General features: G+C 64.1%; 8 protein-coding genes. 2 read left to right on the top strand and 6 right to left on the bottom strand.

The genetic code is table 11. The features are described 5' to 3' along the window. Positions 1-94: 94 nt before the first annotated feature. Genes IEY70_RS20080 through IEY70_RS20065 form a run of 4 tightly spaced genes read right to left on the bottom strand, consistent with a single transcriptional unit; the run spans position 95 to position 8,835 of the window. Entirely contained in the window at positions 95-3,238 is a 3,144-nt protein-coding gene (locus IEY70_RS20080) for a type I restriction endonuclease subunit R (protein ID WP_189066806.1), read from the bottom strand. Further along, complete coding sequence (locus IEY70_RS20075) at positions 3,222-6,047, bottom strand: DUF262 and DUF1524 domain-containing protein (RefSeq protein WP_189066805.1); 2,826 nt, start codon at positions 6,045-6,047, stop codon at positions 3,222-3,224. The genes IEY70_RS20080 and IEY70_RS20075 overlap by 17 nt, the downstream gene beginning before the upstream one ends. Beyond that, entirely contained in the window at positions 6,044-7,294 is a 1,251-nt protein-coding gene (locus tag IEY70_RS20070; protein ID WP_189066804.1) for a restriction endonuclease subunit S, read from the bottom strand. Before IEY70_RS20070 ends, IEY70_RS20075 begins: the two co-directional genes overlap by 4 nt. Further along, a complete protein-coding gene (locus IEY70_RS20065; RefSeq protein WP_189066803.1) occupies positions 7,291-8,835 on the bottom strand; it encodes a type I restriction-modification system subunit M in 1,545 nt (514 codons plus the stop codon). The genes IEY70_RS20070 and IEY70_RS20065 overlap by 4 nt, the downstream gene beginning before the upstream one ends. A gap of 316 nt (positions 8,836-9,151) precedes the next feature. On the opposite strand from IEY70_RS20065, the gene IEY70_RS20060 reads away from it, so the two are divergent. Next, the gene (locus IEY70_RS20060; RefSeq protein ID WP_189066802.1) at positions 9,152-14,260 is read left to right on the top strand and encodes a PDDEXK-like endonuclease domain-containing protein; all 5,109 of its coding nucleotides are present in this window, start codon (positions 9,152-9,154) and stop codon (positions 14,258-14,260) included. An 18-nt stretch (positions 14,261-14,278) separates the two neighbouring features. Here IEY70_RS20060 and IEY70_RS20055 read toward each other — a convergent pair whose 3' ends face one another. Both IEY70_RS20055 and IEY70_RS20050 read right to left on the bottom strand, forming a co-directional pair. Continuing rightward, positions 14,279-14,794: a hypothetical protein gene (locus tag IEY70_RS20055; RefSeq protein ID WP_189066801.1), complete on the bottom strand. Its 516-nt coding sequence runs from the start codon at positions 14,792-14,794 to the stop codon at positions 14,279-14,281. An 18-nt stretch (positions 14,795-14,812) separates the two neighbouring features. Further along, positions 14,813-16,174 carry a phospholipase D-like domain-containing protein gene (locus IEY70_RS20050; RefSeq protein WP_189066800.1) on the bottom strand — a complete coding sequence of 454 codons (1,362 nt, stop codon included), beginning with the start codon at positions 16,172-16,174 and terminating at the stop codon, positions 14,813-14,815. Positions 16,175-16,704: 530 nt separating this feature from the next. On the opposite strand from IEY70_RS20050, the gene IEY70_RS21445 reads away from it, so the two are divergent. After that, entirely contained in the window at positions 16,705-17,028 is a 324-nt protein-coding gene (locus tag IEY70_RS21445) for a transposase (RefSeq protein ID WP_189066799.1), read from the top strand. Positions 17,029-17,564: the final 536 nt, after the last annotated feature.

The raw sequence follows: 17,564 nt of genomic DNA, 5'->3' as shown, positions 1-17,564 counted from the left end.
CAGGTCTAGCCCGTATCCGCGTGCGCCGACTCGTTTCATAGCCTTATTATGACAAATGCTCTAGAAGCTGCGGACAAAACCGGGAGAGGACACGTCAGGCGTAGACGTTCTTCCCGCTGTCTGCGTAGGACTCGTAGACGTGAGCGTAGATGTTCTTGAGGAGGGTATCCAGTTCGCCCTCAGTCGCGCCCAGGGCACGCAGGTCATCCCGAATGGCCTTCTTGACCCTGGCTTTCGTCTGCTGCTTCTTGCGCCAGTCGAGTACCAGGGCGCTGCTTTTGAGCTTCTCAATCAGGTGCCGGGCCATCCCCTTCACAGCTTGCTCGTCCCGTCTGCTCAGTTCCGGGCCCCCCTGGACCACCAGGTCGAAGACAGCCAGCTCCTCCTCAGAGAGTCCTTCACGCGCGGCACGCTGGCCTTCCTCGTCGAGGTCCTGGCCAAACTGCAGCAGCTCCTTGAAGAAGTCCTCGACATTCGCCGCGCCGAAGTTGTAGTCATCGATCATGGCCTGAAGCTTCTCCGCGAAGTTCACACGCGTCTTGTTGAGGCGGGCGAGCTGGTTCACGCGGCCGTTCAGAAGAGCTTTGAGCTTCTCCGCCTCGGTGCGCTTATAGGGGGATTGACCGAAGGTCTGCGCCAGCTTCTCGAAGTCGATGCGGCTGAGGTCAAGTTTTGTCCCGCCCTCACGCACTCGGTAGCGCTGGGCGATGACTGACTCGTCCAGCAGGGCTTCGACCTTGGCCATCACGCCGTTCTCGCCTGGCCCTTCCCCTCCTGTCGCAACCAGCAGCATCTCAGCGAGGACGACGTACAGGGCCCGCTCCCTGGTGTACGCCTGAGCTGTGCGGTCAGGCAGCACGGCCTTGTACAGCCGGTCGATCACAGCGGCCGCCTCCAGATAGCGCTTGCGGGTCGCTTCCGACTCCAGCAGGGCGTCCCGCGCGGTCTCCAGGAGGTGCAGCTTGTCGAACCCCTCTGCCGCAAGGATGACGTCCGGCTGGATGCCCCTGGGCGACAGGAACGCCCGCATACCGTCAACCTGGGCCTGCAGATGGGCGATCAGCTGCTCTTTGGGTTGCACGGGTGAATCCACGCCGCCACCGCCATCCCCCGCCCCGTAGATCGCAAGGGCCTGCTGGAGGTCACGGAACACGCCGATGTAATCCACGATGAGCCCGCTCACCTTGTGCTCCCAGACCCGGTTGGCACGGGCGATGGTCTGCATCAGCGTGTGGTTACGCATCGGCTTGTCGAGATAGATGGTGCTGACGCTCGGCGCGTCGAACCCCGTCATCCACATGGCGCAGACGAACACGATCCGCAGGCGGTCCTGAGGGTTCTTGAATTTCTCCTCCAGGTCCTCTTCGACGAAGCGTTTGCGGTGTGGCGTGATGTCCACACCCTTGGCGGCGAAGTCGGCGACTTCGTTCTGTGCCTGCGACACGACGACGGCCATGTCGGTCTCCTGCATGAACCGCAGTCGGGCCAGCAGCGAGTCCCGCACTTCGCCCGTCGCGAAGCTCAGCTCCGCCTCCAGTCGCTGGATCGCTTCCTGCCAGTGCTGCTGCACCCGGTCGTACATGCGCACCGCAGTCAACTTGTCCACGCTGACGACCATGGCCTTCCCGAACTGCACGCGGCCCATGAAGTGCGCCACCAGGTCCCGGGCGATCTCGTCCAGGCGATTTTCCAGCGTCAGCAGTTGGTACTGCTTGCCGAAACTTCTGGCCAGCTGCTGCTCAGCCTCGTCGTTCAGACCGGCTTCCTCGGCCAGCTGCAGCATGTCGTCCTGGAAGTCCTCGTTGGCCAGCTGTAACTCGGGGATGCGGTTCTCGTAGTACAGCGGAACGGTCGCCTGATCCTCAATGGCGTCGCGAAAGTTATAGACCGACACGTAGTTGCCGAAGACCTCGCGCGTCTTCTGTTCCCCGGCCATCAGCGGCGTTCCCGTAAAGCCGATAAAGGAGGCGTTCGGGAGGGCCTGCCGCATGTTGCCGGCGAAGACGTCGTACTGGCTCCGGTGGGCCTCGTCGGTCATCACGATCACATCGTCCCGCTGGGTCAGCGTGGGATACACCTCACCCTTCTCGGTCCGGAACTTCTGGATCAGGGTGAACAGGTAGCGGTGATCCTCCTGAAGCAGCTGTTTCAGGCCCGCGCCGCTCTCGGCGCGCACCTGATCTTCCGGCTCGGTGACGGCACCCGTGCGGGCGAAAGTCTTATAGATCTGGCTATCGAGTTCATCGCGGTCGGTGACGACCACGAAACTCCAGTTGCCAGGCACCTTCCGCAGGACCTTCTGGGCAAAGAAGACCATGCTGAAACTCTTCCCGGACCCCTGGGTATGCCAGAACACCCCGAGCTTGCCCCCGTTCTTCTTGGTGTGCCGCAGAGCCTCCAGAGCGTTGTTCACGCCCAGGTACTGGTGGTTCTTCGCGAGGATTTTCAGGAGCTGGCCGTCGCCCTCGATGTACAGGATGAAGTTCTCAACCAGGTCGAGAAGGCGCGTGCGGTCGCACATCCCCTTCAACATGGTCTCCAGGCCCGGCCGTTTGGGCTCGTCCTCGCGCTCGATCTTCTTCCAGTCGACGAAGTGCTCCCAGCCCGCCGTGAGGCTCCCCACGCGGGCTTCCAGACCGTTCGAGACAACGATGAAGGCGTTGGGGATGAAGAGCTGCGGGATGGTGTCCTGGTAGTCGCGCAGGTTGTCCTGGAAGCCGTCCACGAGATTCTTGTGGGCCGCCTTGAGTTCCACCAGGACCAGCGGCAGGCCGTTCACGAAACCCACCACATCCGGTCGGCGGTTCCACAGGCCGTCCGGGTTGGTCACCCAGAGTTGCTGCACCGCCAGGAACCGGTTATTGTCGGGTACATTCCAGTCGATCACCTGGACCCGCTCCGTGACCTGATCCCCGTCCGCGTTGTTGAAGGAGACGGGGACGCCCTGCTTGACCAGCTCGTACAGCTCACGGTTCGCCTGCACGCCAGTCATCGCCGAGCGGTCCAGGATGACCGCCTCGACCGCAAGACGCAGGGCCACCTCGGGCAGGTCCGGGTTGAGGGCGCGGAGGGCAGCCATCAGCTCCCGCTCCAGGATCACCTCACGGCGGCTCTCGCGGCCCAGCAGACTCTCCGGGCCGAAGTCCTCGTGCATGGCGTCCACCGTGCGCCAGCCGAGCTGTCCCAGCAGCCGCATCGCGGTGTGCTCGACCAACGTGTCCTCACTGAACAGGTGCATGGTTCGCCCCGACGACCTGATCAACCAAGAGGGTCAAGGTCGAGAGATCCACCGGCTGGTCGAAGCGTCCCTCGAAATAGCCGGGGTCCCAGCCGACAAGGCCGTCCTGGTCTCTGGACTGGCCCAGGAGCTGCGGATTCTCCAGGGTCGCATACGGATGCCGAAGGGCCAGGAACACGTTCCCCCGGTTGATCCATAACCGCGCCACGTCGCGGTCTCCCAGCAGGTAATGATCCGCAGACGGCGAGCTTTTCACTTCCGCACCACGACTCCTGAACAGCTGTCTCAGGGAGCGGACCAACTGCCGCACGGCGGGTTCGCGATAGGCCAGATTCTGCTCGAACTGCGAATGAACAGCACGAATCAGAGGCATGGCGCGCGCGGTCGCTTCAGTCGAGTCCAGCGGCAGAGCCCAGCGGTCCTTACTCCGCGCCTCCCAGCCCACGAACAATTCCTCCGGCAGGACATCAGGATCACGCGGCTGAATCTCGACGAGGACTCCACCTGCCCGCAGCAGCCCGATCAGTTCAACAGGACGACCGTACCCTATGTAATTCTTCGTCGCACCACGAGTCAGCGCAGGGTCAAGGTCCAACAGAGCCTGCTCGAACACCCCAAGGGCCGCGCCCGCTTCCGGAGACAGCGTGTCCAGGCTGAGTGTCGTCGGGACGCGGGCCACCTGATAGGCGAGGGCCTGCCCTGCCAATTCCAGGAACCACTCCACGTCGTCACCCGGACGCAACACGATCTCCACGTCGCCATTGCCGTGATGCCCGATGCTCGTGACATCCCGGGCCCGTCCCGTCTGATCCACGAGCTTGCCGTAAGGCAGGTTCAACCAACACCGCAGGTTGTTGGCACCCGGCTGGACCGTGATGTCGCAGAAGTTCGTCCCCACCTTGTACCCGATGTACACCGCCAGCGGGTGCTCGGTCACGTCCTCGTGCAGAACCAGCAGCCCCTCGCGCACATCCTCGAAAAGCTCGCGGAGCTCAGTGCTGGCCCCACCCAGATGATCCTCAACGCTGCGCTCCCCCCGAGGTGTCCGGCGGGTCTTCTCGTCCGCTCGTGCCCTGGCTTCCTCTGAGGGTTCCAGGGCAGGCCACACCTTCACGGCCTGATCAGCCAGCCGCTCCGCCCGCGCCTGAATCTGAGCTTCATTCCACTCGTCCAACTTCGCCAGGTCGGCATTCAGACGCAGATGACTGTCCTTGAACCCACCTATCATGTCCCGCTTCTCCACAAACGGCCGAGCGCTGAGTTCGCTGTTGTACCCCGTCAGGGTCAGGTTCCCCAGAGTATGCAGGTAACGGCTCTGCACACCCTCGGCATCCGGCCCCAGCATCGCCAGCCACTCTGCGTGCAGGTTCTCAGTCTGCGGCATGACATGCTCGATGGTCAGTCCGCCCAGCGAGATCGGCTCCTTATGCGAGTGGTTCTCCAACTTCAGCAGGGTGTAGGCACACAGGCGCTTCACCTGGTACAGGTCGCGGTGCAGCAGCCCTTCCCGGAATTCGCCGTCTCGAGGGAAACGCAGGTACGTCTTCAGCTCGAACAGGGCGTCCTGGAGACTCTGCACGTACTCTGCGCGGTCCAGGCGGCGCGGCAAATCAGGGAACAACTTGTTCAGCCCCTGCGAGTTGATGCCAGTCACGCTCCGCCGGAACAGGTACGACTCGATCAAGCGCAGAACCTGAAGCACCTCCGGCTTCCCGATCACCCCCTGCTGCCAGTCGGCATACACCTGAAGCAGGAACGGGAACGCCACATCCAATTTCAGAGCGGCCAGTTCCAGCAGCGCCCGCCGCACGTCGGCGTCCTTCTCTACGCCTGCCGGATCAAGGATCGCCGCGTAATACCGCGACATCTCCGCCAGGTCCTGCACCAGCCCGCTCATATCTCCCTGCGCGAGCGCGTACCGTTTGAACGACGCGTACACCTGATCCAACCGCGCCGGGGTACTGGTCGGCACCCGCAGGCTCAGGTAATCCCGAACGAAACGGTCGAAATCCTGCGGGTCACGCCCCGCGAAGCGGTCCTCCATCGGTTTCCAGTACTCGTTGTACAGCTTCGTCTGCGCCTTCGGTTCAAGGCCCATGAGCATGAAATTCCGGATCAGGTCCGCCTGCTTGAGGTCCAGGCCCGTGCTGTTCATGCTCTCGAAGATCAACTGAGGATTGTCTTTCCCCTGCTCCAGCGCCACATCCACAATGACCAGCTTCTGCAGGCCCCGGTACACATCCCGCAGGTCCACACTCTCATCATTCAAGCGTTCCTCGAAGAACGCCAGATTCTCCAGCACCCGCCCGCTCGGCGTCTCTGGCAACGGGCCCCCATCCAGTAAGCGACGCAGCGTCTCCCTGTCCGACTGCGTGAGCATCAACTTGTAGAAGCCGTCCCCGCCTTCCTCATGGCGATTGATCAGATGGTTCTCGCGGATTCGGGCAGCCGTGATCCTCGTCTCACTCACCGACCCGTCCTCGGCCTCGCTGGTCAGCAGGATCTCACCCTCCGACCCCAGATGCCGCGCCAACGCCAGGAGGAGCAGCGTGGTCGTCGTGAGGCGCTGCTGCCCATCGATCACCAGCATCTGCGATACGTCCGAGGCGGTATACACGCCCCGCCCGATGTACACCACCGCCCCCAGGAAGTGAGCATCCACCCTGGCGTCTCGCCCCGCCGAGAGCAGGTCATGCCAGTACTGCTCACACTGAGGTCGCAGCCACGAGTAGGTGCGCTGGTAGATGGGGACGAAGAACTGCTTCTCGCCCTGAAGGAACTTCAGGAGCTTGGACTCTTTCGCTTTCATGCCATCTCCTCTTGTCCCATTGCTGCGTCGTCAACGCCGCTGATGTCCAGCCCTGACACGTCCAGTTCGCCCGACACCAGCCTGGGCAACAGCAGATCGCGCGTGCGGCGCAGGTTTGCGTTACGGCGAGTGAGGTTAAGAATCGAGTCGAGTAGTGGCTGCACGTGATCACTAAAATCGTCGGCAAGACGTCCGGGGTCCACAACCCGCATATTTTCTAGTTTGCCCTTGCTTACATTTGGCATCGTCGCACCAACAAGGCCTATCATCTCTAGATCCGTTTTAAGAGATTCGATCAGGAAGTAAAGAAATCCAAGATGCTTTTTTTCCGGGGTGATGGCGTTTATCTGCTGGTTAAATTGACTTGGTTGAGCAGTGATAGTTACCTTGCCAACTGTACCTATGCAACTCACCAAAATGGATTCTGTCGGAACAAGTTTTTTCTTCTGTGCCGCACTTCCTAATACTGAAAGATTTTCCGAGGCGCTCAATGTAAAAATTCCATTCATGTCCGGTATTTTTATAAATGGAATGTCGCCACCAAAATACTCTGGCATCGTTTTTGATGGTGTTTTCCCGGTTATGAAATTGCCGAAATGAGCTAGCGGAACATTTGCCCACTCCTTCGGCCTCCGCCCCTGCTCGTCTTCTACGAACTCGGCCTGCTCATGACCAGGGAAGCGGTACTCCACGAACCACTCGCGGTACAGGGCTCGCGCCATGTCCTCCAGCACCCGCACCCGCCGCGTGTTGTTCTCGATCAGGTCATCGTAGGCGGAGAGGACAGCGGCGATCTTGCGCTGTGTGGGGAGAGGTGGCAAAGGCACCACCATGCGCCGAAAAATGGGGTGGTGCCCTTTGTAATCACCAATCGTCACCCTTCCCAAAGTTGCGTAATAAAGATATTTCGTGTGTGATTTGCCTTCGATCCCTCTGTAAGGGAAGACATTTTGTATGCATGAGAATGATCGAGTCATCCATCGCATCTCGCATGTATGGTTAGCAAATGTAAATACGGGGTCGTCAAATGAGGCGACCACTCCTGGCTCCTCGTCGTGATAGCCAACGAAGCCATCGGCAGATTGATTAATTATCGGTACGGCTCCCTCGCTCACAGCACTTCTCTGGTCGAATAGTTTCCCGGGCTTGAGACGCTCACTTACAGACTCGACTGACACAAATGTCCAACTGCCAGGCAAGATTGGAAGCGTGTCTGTTGGCTGGAGTAGTGTCTGAATCTGTTTCACGCCTTGCCCCCATCCATTAACGCCTGAATGTTCTCGCTGATCCGTTCCTCTAGCTCGTGTGCTTCGGCTGTCAAGGTCTCCAGTTCCTCGTTCAGCTCGCCCAATCGCGCGCTGAAGTCGAAGTCGTCAGTGGCACGGGCAGTGACGCCCACATATCGGCCAGGGTTCAGGCTCCAGCCCTGCACTTCGATCTCGCTGCGCGTGGCGACCTTGCACAGGCCGGGCACGTCGCGGTACACGCTGCCGGGGAAGGTTTCTTCAAATGTCTCGCGGCTGCCGTGCTTGAACTCGGGTTGTTCGCCCCGGTACAGGTTGGCGATATTTGCCAGGAACTCGACCTGCTCGTCGGTCATCTCGCGGATGGCGCGGGTGACCTGCACGAAGGTGTGGCGCCCGTCAATGAACAGGACCTTGTCCTCGCGGGCGCTGCCGCGCTTGCCGTTGTCGAGGAACCACACCGTGGCGGGCAGCGTGACGGTGTAGAAGAGGTTGCTGCTGGCGGCGAACATGATGTCCACGTTGCCGCTCTGGATCATGCGCTGGCGGATCAGCTGCTCGCTGCCGCGTGCGTCGCTGGCACTGTTGGCCATGACGACCCCGGCGCGGCCCTTCTCGTTCAGGCTGCTGCTGATGTACTGGAGCCACAGGTAGTTGCCGTTGTCGGTGCTGGGCACACCATGGGGCAGGCGCGGGTCGGCGGCGATGTCGTCCTTCTTGATGCCCTTGACGTTGAAGGGCGGGTTGGCCAGGGCGAAGTCGAACTTGCCGCGGCTGCCATGGATGTCCTCGTAGAAGGTGTTGCCCTGGCGGATATCGCCGCTGAGGCCGTGCACGGCGAGGTTCATGCGGGCCAGTCGTACGGTCTCGGCGGTCTTCTCCTGCCCGAAGACGCTCAGTTCGTCGGTGGGGTTCTTCTGATGCTCGGTGATGAAGCGGGCGGACTGTACGAACATCCCGCCCGAGCCGCAGGCGGGGTCGTAGATGCGGCCGTGGAAGGGTTCCATGATCTCGACCATCAGCTTGACGAGGCTGGTCGGCGTGTAGAACTCGCCGCCCAGTTGCCCTTCGCGCTTGGCGAACTCACCCAGGAAGTACTCGTACACCTTGCCGAAGGCGTCCCCTTCCAGTCCGGCGGCGATCTCCTCGAAGTTGAAGGCCTTCAGGAGGGGCGCGAGGACGCTGTTATCGAGTCGGTTATAGATCTTGGGCAGCACGCCCTTGAGGTCGTCGTTTTCGGTCTCGATGGCGTTCATGGCCTCGTTGATGGCCGCGCCCAGGTTCGCGCCTTCCGGCAGGGCCAGCAGGCGGCGGTAGCGGGCCTGTTCGGGCAGGTACATCACGCCTTCCGCCTGGAAGTCGATGGGGTCGGCGTCTGCGCCCAGTTCCTGCTGCGCCTGCTGGAAGCGGTGGTCGGCGTAGGCCAGGAAGATCAGGCCCAGGACCGGGGTGCTGTACTCGTGGCTGCGGAGCTTGCTGTTCGCGCGAAGGTTATCGGCCGCCGCCCACAGGCGGCGCTCGACTTCGGAGGTGTTGGTCGTCATGGTGCCGTCCAGCATAGTGCGCGGCGGATGCGACTGGCGGCGCATTTCTGACGTGTCGGGAGGACTGGTGAAGTGGCTGGCACAGGGTGCCGTGGCAACGGACAGGATGGCCGGGCTGGTTGCCGGGCCGCGCGTTGAGCGATCTGGCCTCACAGGGCTGAACTTACATCCAGCCGTCTGAAAGGTCGGGACCTACAGGCAGGGGTCTGCGCGGCCCTTCAGGTCGTGTGGCGACGAGTGTGCGGTGATTCTGGGCGTGGTGCCGTGCGAAACTGCCTTGATCGATCCTCCGACTCCTCACGGCAAAGGTTCACGCATGGAAACGTCGCACCACCCTGATCAGGCCCAACGCTTCTTCCAGTACCTGAAGGAGTTCACGCAGCTCAAGTACAAGCCCCAGCGCACCAATCAGGGGGACGGGGTCTTGTGGCTCCACGCACTGCCCGACGACCCCCGCATCACCAACGTGGCCCGGCAGTCCGCCGAGGCCGCCGGCGACGACTGGCTGGTCATTCAGAAGCCCCGCTTCTTCCCGGCCCCGGCCCTGCCGGAGGAGTTGGCCGGATGGGTGACGGATGCGGTTGACCGCCCCGACCAGGCTCCAGGCATCCGGTCGCAGCGGGTGGTTACCGCCCAGGTTCTGGACGATGACCTTCAGACCAGGGAGATCAGAGAGACCCTGTTCCTGGATCAGGAAGCGGCAGTCTTCAAGAGCTGGCAGGCCTATGAGCAACGCTGGCAGGCCTGGGCCGAGGAGGAACGCCGGGCGCGGGACGTGCAGCGGCACTACTCTCAGCTGTTCGACTTTCACCAGAAGCTCGCCGCAGAGAGCGAGAAGTACGAGTTGCGCCTCGGATTGGGCCACCTGACCTGGAGGGCCCCGTCGAGCGGCGAGGTCCGCCGCCACCTGTTCACGGCCCGGGCCGCCCTGCACTTCGACGCCCTGCGGGGTGTTCTGAGCGTCACGGCCGCCGGGGACGGCGCGCGGACCTCACTGGAACAGGACATGCTGGACGCCGACGACCGCGTGATGCCGCAGGTGCAGGAGGCCATCCAGAAGGTGCTGCTCGACAGTGGCGAGGACCTCTGGAGCGGGCAGACCTTACCGGCCCTGCTCGAGACCTGGGTGAATTCAGCCGGGGATCGGGGCACCTACGCAGCTGAGCTTCGACCCATTCAGGGCGTGTCGGAACGCCCGGCGGTCCACTGGGCTCCGGCCCTGATCCTGCGTCGGCGCGGCGAACGTACCCTCACCGCTGCCTACGACAGCATCCTGACTCAACTCGGCGCACCGGCCGGTCTGCCGGACAGCGTCCGGCGCTTCCTGGGTGACCGCCCACCGGTCACGGGCCCGGCGGAGCCGGGACAGCAGGACCAGACGGTGTATTTCCCACTGCCAGCCAACTCCGCGCAGCGGGACATCATCCGGCGAATCCGGCGGGAGAAGGGCGTGCTGGTGCAGGGTCCGCCCGGCACCGGGAAGTCGCACACCATCGTGAACCTGGTCAGCCACCTGCTGGCCACGGATCAGAAGGTGCTGGTCACCAGTCACACGGCCCGCGCGCTGAGCGTCCTCCGGGAGAAGTTTCCGGCGGAACTGCGCAGCCTGTGTATTACACATCTGCGCGGCGAGGAAGGCGCACAGGCCGCCCTGCAGGGCTCGGTCGGGGAGATCCTGCACCGCTTCACCAGCCGCCAGCCCGGTCAGGAGGCCGAGCAGGAGAAGCTGCTGTTCAGTCGCCTGGAACAGGCCCGTCAGCAGGAAGACCGCCTGCTCGACTGCCTCCGGGAGATCCGGGAGGCGGAGACGGGCCAGCTCGAACTGTTTGGATACCGTGGACCGGCGCAGCTGATCGGTGCGCAGTTGCGGGCTCAGGAACCTCAGTTTGAGTGGCTCGCGGACTTTGCTGACCCGGCCCGGCCTGCTCCGCTCTCAAACGCCGAGATGGAGCGGCTGCTGGACCTGCTGCGGGACCTGAGTGCCGAAGAAGCCCAGGAGCTCTCACGGCGGCGGCCAGAGGCGGCGGAACTCACCCGGCCGGAAGCCTTCCTCCGCTTCGTTCAGGGAGAGAAGGCGTCGAAGGCGCAGGCCGCCGCGCATGAGGCGGCGCGTACCCACCCGCAGTATCCTGTGATTGAGCGGGCCGAGCCAGAAGCCCGGCACGCCCTCTTGCAGACGGTTCAGGCCCTGATGGCGAGCGTCGACACCGAACGGCAGCGGCCACTGCCCTGGATGGCTAGCGCAGTCGACGCCGCATTGAAGGAGCAGGCCAGCCGCTGGCAGGAGGTGGCTCGGCAAAGCCTCGAGTTGCTGCCGGAGCTGCATCAGCACGCGGACGAGCTGGAAGAACGGGCCCTGACGGGTCTGAACGGCCGGGACCTTCCCACCGTGAGAAGCGACGCCCAGGCGGTGCTGCACCACCTGCGCGGCGGCGGGAGCTGGGGCGGCCTCTTCGGGAAGCCCGCGGCGGTCAAGCAGCGGCAGTACCTGCGCACCGATGTCCGGCTCGGTGGCCGCGCGGCCGACACGGTGGAGACTCTCACGGCCCTGCTGGACCACCTGCGCCTGGACGCCAACCTGGACAAGTTGAAGGGCCTCTGGGCCAGCCTCGGGGTCGAGGTGAGCGGTCCGGTCAGACTTCAGGTCACGGAACTCGGGGCGCACTGTCAGGCCCTGGTCCGGATGCTCAAGCTGCGCCAGGTCCTGGAGGCCGCCCAGCAGGCCGTACGGGGCATCATGGGCCTCCCGCAGCCGCAGTGGTGGGAGGCCGGGGACCTGCGTGCCCTGGTGTCGATGGTGCAGGCAGCGGACGCGGGCAGCGAGGCTCAGGCGAGCAGGCAGACCCTTGAGGCGCTGCTCCCTGCACTTCAGGGCCTCGAAGCAGTCGGCAACGCCCACGACATTGTCTCCGAGCTGATCGGAGCCATCGAGGGGCGTGACGCAGAGGCCTACGGCCTGGCCTACCTGAAGCTTCAGGACCTGGCCCAGCGTCAGGCGCTGCTGTCCGAGCAGCAGGCCCTGCTGAGCCGCCTCGGGGCGGGCGCCTCCCTGCTGGCCGATGAGCTCCTGTCCACCTTCCCGGAATCCACCTGGGACGCCCGGCTCGCGGGGTTCGAGCAGGCCTGGAACTGGGTGAGGGCTGATCTCAGGGTCCGGGAGCTCGCCAACCCGGACACCGAGGTGGACACCAGGGAACAGCTCGCGGCTGCCCGGGACGTGCAGCGCCAGACGCTGGGCGCACTCGCCGCGACGAAAGCCTGGCGCAGCACGCTGGACCGCATGACGCCCCGAGAACAGGCGGCCCTCGTGCGCTGGCAGAACGCCATCCGCAAGATCGGCAAAGGTACCGGCAAGCACGCTGGCAAGTGGCGGCAGGTGGCCCAGCAGAGCCTCGACGAGGCCCGCACGGCCATCCCCGCCTGGATCATGCCGCTGCATCTCGTCGCGGAGAACTTCGCGGTCAGCCCCGGCATGTTCGACGTCGTGATCGTCGACGAGGCCTCGCAGGCGGGCCCTGAGTCGCTGTTCCTCACCTTCATCGCAAAGAAGATCATCATCGTCGGGGACGACAAGCAGATCGAACCCGAAGGAGTGGGCATCCCGATCGCCCAGGTGGACGCCCTCGTGCAGCGGTACCTGCGTGACGTGCCTGCGCCGGAAGTCATCGGGGACCCGAAGGCCAGCCTCTTCGGCTTTGGCAGCTACGCCTACCCGACTCGGATCAGTCTGCGTGAACACTTCCGCTGCATGCCGGAGATCATCAAGTTTTCCAGCGACCTGAGCTACCCGCAGGAGCCGCTGATCGCCCTGCGGCAGTTCGGGGCCGAGCGGCTCCAGCCACTGGTGGCCCGGCAGGTCGAAGGCGGCTACACCATGCCGCTGCGCGGCGACAAGTTCAATCCGGTGGAGGCGCGGGCCATTGTCGATCAGATCAAGGCCTGCATCGCCAACCCCCGCTACGCCGGGAAGAGCTTCGGGGTGATCAGCCTGGTGGGCGAGTCGCAGGCCGAGGAGATCGCCACCCTGCTGCGCGCCGAGATCGGGGAGGCGGAAATCGAAGCCCGGAGGCTGGTGTGCGGAAACGCCTACAGCTTCCAGGGCGACGAGCGGGACGTGATCTTCCTGAGCATGGTGGTCAGCCCGACCGACGGTAAGCGGGAGCCGAAAGTCGGGCGTGACAGCGAAAAATTCCAGCCCCGCTACAACGTGGCCGTCAGCCGAGCCCGCGATCAGCTGTGGCTCTTCCACAGCGTCGACCTCACCGACCTGCATCCGGAAGACCTGCGTGCGTCCCTGATCCGCCACGTGCGCAATCCCGAACTGGAAGGCTGGACCCCGCTCGCGTCGAAGGAGATCGGGACGCTGCGTGAACTGGCGGCGCGCCCGGGACGCGGCAACACGTCCCCGCCTGACAAGTTCGACAGCTGGTTCGAGGTGGACGTCTACCTGGATCTGGTCGACCGGGGGTACCGGGTGATTCCACAGTACGAACTGGGCGGCTACCGCATCGACCTCGTCGTCGAGGGCCTGAGGGGCCGCCTGGCCGTCGAATGCGACGGCGATCACTGGCATGGTCCGGAGAAGTACCTCGACGACCTGGCCCGCCAGCAGACCCTGGAGCGCGCCGGGATGGAATTCTGGCGGGTCCGGGGCAGCACGTACGCACGCGATCCCGAAGGTGCCCTGGAGGATCTGTGGCGCACGCTGGAGAGAAGGGGCGTCTTCCCCGAAGGCGACCCCCGAAACTTCCAGCCCACCGAGCCGGTCCCGGCTCATGTTCCCGCAGAACCTGCCGAAGGCACCGTGGACGCCGCAGCCGCCCTCCAGACTGAGGAGGCGGCCCGAGAGGAGATCGTCGAGACCACCAGCGAGGTGATCACCCCGGTGGAGCATGTGGTCACGGCGCTGCTGGAGCCGTACGGCCGCTGGGTTCCCCGGCCCTTGCCGGACCCCCGCACCCTCAGCAGCCTGGAGCCTGTCGTGGAGGGATTGCAGGAGATCGTCGCGAGCGAGGGGCCAATGACGGCGCGGCAGGCGTACCAGGTGTACTGCCAGGCGGCCGGCATCCGGTTCGGGCAGGCAACGAAGAGCCTGCTGAACAAGGCGATGACCCGCGCCGTGCGCGCCGGGATGCTGCTCGCTGCGGACGAATGGGGCACCCCCGGGCTGCTCGACAAGGTCGTCCGCACGCCGCTCTGCCCTGCGGTGCGGCTGCGGGAGACCGGACCTCGCAAGCTCACGGACGTCCCACCTTCCGAAATCCAGGCCCTGATGCTAAAGCTCCTCGCCTCCGAGCCCGAGCTCGGGGAGGGCAGCCCCGAGGCCCTCTACCGGATCGTGCTGGCCACCTACGGTGCGCAGCGCCTCACCGAGAACGTCCGCACCGTGCTGGAACGTGCGCTGCGCCTGGAGCAGCCAGCCTAGCCCGACAGCGCCCGCAGGTCATTGACCTCCAGCCCAGACTGAGCCTGAACTGAAGGCCGTCCCAGAGGCAGCCGCAGCCAGCTCATCGGCAATCTGCCAGACCTCCAGGTCCAACTGCCTGTTCCGGCGTTCCTCCTGCCGTGTCGGGGGCGACCAGCGGTAGGCGACGGGCCAGGCGCTGGAGTCATGCAAGTCGATGGTGATGGAGGCGCAGTGCTGCCAGACCGACCTGGGGATGCGGTAGAGCACCGGGTCGTCGGCCGGGCCGGAGGGCAGACAGACCAGCACCAGCCACTCGATACCACGGTGCAACTGGAGCTTGTCGAAGGTGAAGCGGCTGCGCTTTCCCGGCTCGGCGTGTCGTGCCATCACCCGGGCGCCGAGGCCGTCGAGGCAGACGTGTGAAGGCCAGTAGGGCCGCGCAGGGTCGTAGGGGAGCGGCACACAGCAAACACCCTCGCGTGAGGCGAGGGTGTACACGTGTTTGAGGCCGAGGGCGTTCGTCGAGTTCGGATTCGTTGGCGGTGTGGTCATGGATGTTCTCCTGGGTGCTTACCGCCCGCTCTGCCGGTATCCGGCCTGACGGGCGTCATCGGGGGTGCGGAAGCAGTCCTCGGGCTGGGTCTTCGCGTAGAAGGCCCCACCGGGGACGTGGAAGATCATGCTGCCGGCGTTGCCCTTGATTGGGAACCCGGCCGGGCAGTTTGCGCCGCTGGGGGCAGTCCGACCCGCCTGAGGCGCGCTGGTGCGGCAGTCGGGATCCTGGCTGTCCGGCTTGCTGTCGTAATCGTTGTCGATGCCGTCACGGCAGGCCGACCCTGACTCCAGCCCCTCCGGACGCGGGTTGGCCTTCAGCCACTGGTCCGGGACGCTGCGCCACATCGTCTCGAAGGCCGCGTCGTAGGTGCGGACGTGCGCGGGCACGTCACGCAGGATCAGGGTGTTCTCGTCGTTCCTGAGATCCCCGGCCGAGGTCCAGTTCATCGAACCGAGAATCAGGTGGCGGCCGTCCACACTGGCGGCCTTGGCGTGCATCTTCCCGCCCCAGTTCTCCACCTTCACCTGAGCCCCGGCGGAGCGGAGCAGTTCGTGCTTGGTGTACTCGTTCCTGGCTGCTGTGGCGTCCAGAATCACCCGCACCTGCACGCCGCGGTGCCGGGCCTCGAGCAGGGCGGTGGCCACCTCCTTGTTGGTGAGGTAGAAGACCGTGACGTTGATGACCTGCCGGGCGGCGCGCAGGGTCCGGATCACTTCACGCATCGCCCCGTCCTGCGGCGAGAACAACACCTGGGCGGTGCCTCCACCGGGCAGTCGGACGGCCCGCGCTGTCCCTGGGGCCTTCTCGCGGTGGAACTGCCCGGCGTACATCTGCTCGAACTCGCGGGTATACGCTGCGGCGAGTTCCGGAACGGTGAGCAACGCGGCCACGTTCGCGTTGTACCCGCCGACGTCACTGTCACTGACGTTCGCCGAGCCCGTCCACACCGCCTGCCGGTCGAAGACGAAGAACTTGTCGTGCATGATGTCGCCCTCGAAATCGATCGGCTCCTGGGAGGCCTGGGCCAGCTCGTACCGCACTCCGCCCACCGTGGCGGCGTAACACGAGAGCGGGCCGTCCCGGTCGTCAGGGCGGTCACAGCGGGGACGCCCGCTAGATGGTCGCCGCTTCGCCTGAGTTCGCAGATCTGCGGCCTGATCCGTGCGGACCTGCGGCAGGGCCCGGCGGAGCCTGACGGTATCCGAGTAGTAGTTCAGGCCCTTCACGTCGGCGTCCACGACCCCCCTGACCCGCACGCCACGCGCCTGCGCGCGCACCAGGGCCGCCAGCACCTCGTCCTGCCCGCGCAGGCCGTAGATCGCGAAGTCGATCTCACGCCGCGCCCCGTCAATGGCCCGCACCAAGGCGAGGCACATCGGCTGATCGCAGCGCACGTTGGGACGGTTGGAGGACGCCGGTGCGTGAGGAAAGATCCGGATGGCACCCGGCGTGCCCGGCTGTCCCAGACTGGACAGACTCGTGAAACCTGCAAGAGCGAGAAGAGCCGTCCAGGAGCGCATGCCCGGCAGGGTACACCGGAGTGCCGCTCTTCTATCGCTCATCACCCAGTGCACTGGCCGGAGGGAATCGCCGTGCGCCCGTTCACCCGCGTTGGCCGTCAGGCCAACCCCAAGCCCGCAGGGCGCGGGAGCGACGCCACGGGTGAACACATTGGGCGAGCAGAGCTCGCCGGGGAAAAATTCTCCGGCGCGTAGATCGGGGCGGTGATGGAGTGAGCGAGCGAGGGGTCAAGGGATGAAGGCGGGTTGTTGAAGGGGGGGGGTCTCTCATCACTTTCTGCTTATTCCGGCTTCAAACTTGATCTCACTGAGCAAGCCTTCCATAGTTAATTATTTGGCTCTTCCTGGATTCCAGGGAGCTGAGGGTGCTCTGATAAACTATCAGCATGCTGAGCTTAATTCAGCTCCTGGACGACGAAAAATGCTTCAAGGTCGTGCGGGAACTCCGTTGGCCTGATGGCGTGGACTGCCCGCATTGCCACGCACCATACGTGGTCAAGCAGGGCCGGGACGACACCCAGAGATTCAGACAGCGATATCGCTGTCTGAATTGCCAGCGGAAGTTTGATGACCTGACGGGCACCGTCTTCGCTGGTCACCACCAGCCCCTGCGGCAGTGGGTGGCGTGCTTGTATCTCATGGGTCTGAATCTGAGTAACCGCCAGATCGCTTACGAACTCGGCCTGAACGAAGATGATGCCCAGGAGTAACTGCTCAGCAGGGTGACTTCCGGGAGTCGATTGGGTAAGGTGGACCATCAGCGAGACTCCTTGCCCAAACTGCGAACGACTCGAGGCACGCATCCGTGAACTCGAAGCGCAGATTGCGGCCCTCCTGAAACGCCTTCAAGAGCTCGAAGGACGTCAGGCCAAGAACAGCCACACGTCCAATCAGGACAAACCCTGGCAGCCCAGGAGTGAGCGCCAGAAGACCGACCGGTCTTCTGGCGCTCAGCCAGATCACCCCGGCACGACCCTCAAGATGTCAGCGCAACCCGACCACACGGTCCACCTCCCTGTCACCGGACACTGCACCTGCGGACAGGTCTGGGACGACGTTCCAGTCGACACTCAGGTCGCTCGACAGGTTCATGACCTCCCAGCGTGGCAACTTCAGGTCACCGAATACCGCGCCGACGTCAAAATCTGGTAGTTGGCTGGAACTAAGTACAGCGCATTTAAAATTCAGATAAATCGAGTTCCGAGAATCTTGAGACCCGTCAGCAGAGCATCCCGAAGTTCAGCGA

The sequence above is a fragment of the Deinococcus seoulensis genome, assembly GCF_014648115.1.
GTDB classification, from domain to species: domain Bacteria; phylum Deinococcota; class Deinococci; order Deinococcales; family Deinococcaceae; genus Deinococcus; species Deinococcus seoulensis.
Note: the sequence above shows the minus strand (reverse complement) of the source record. Positions and strands in the feature narration are given on the sequence as shown.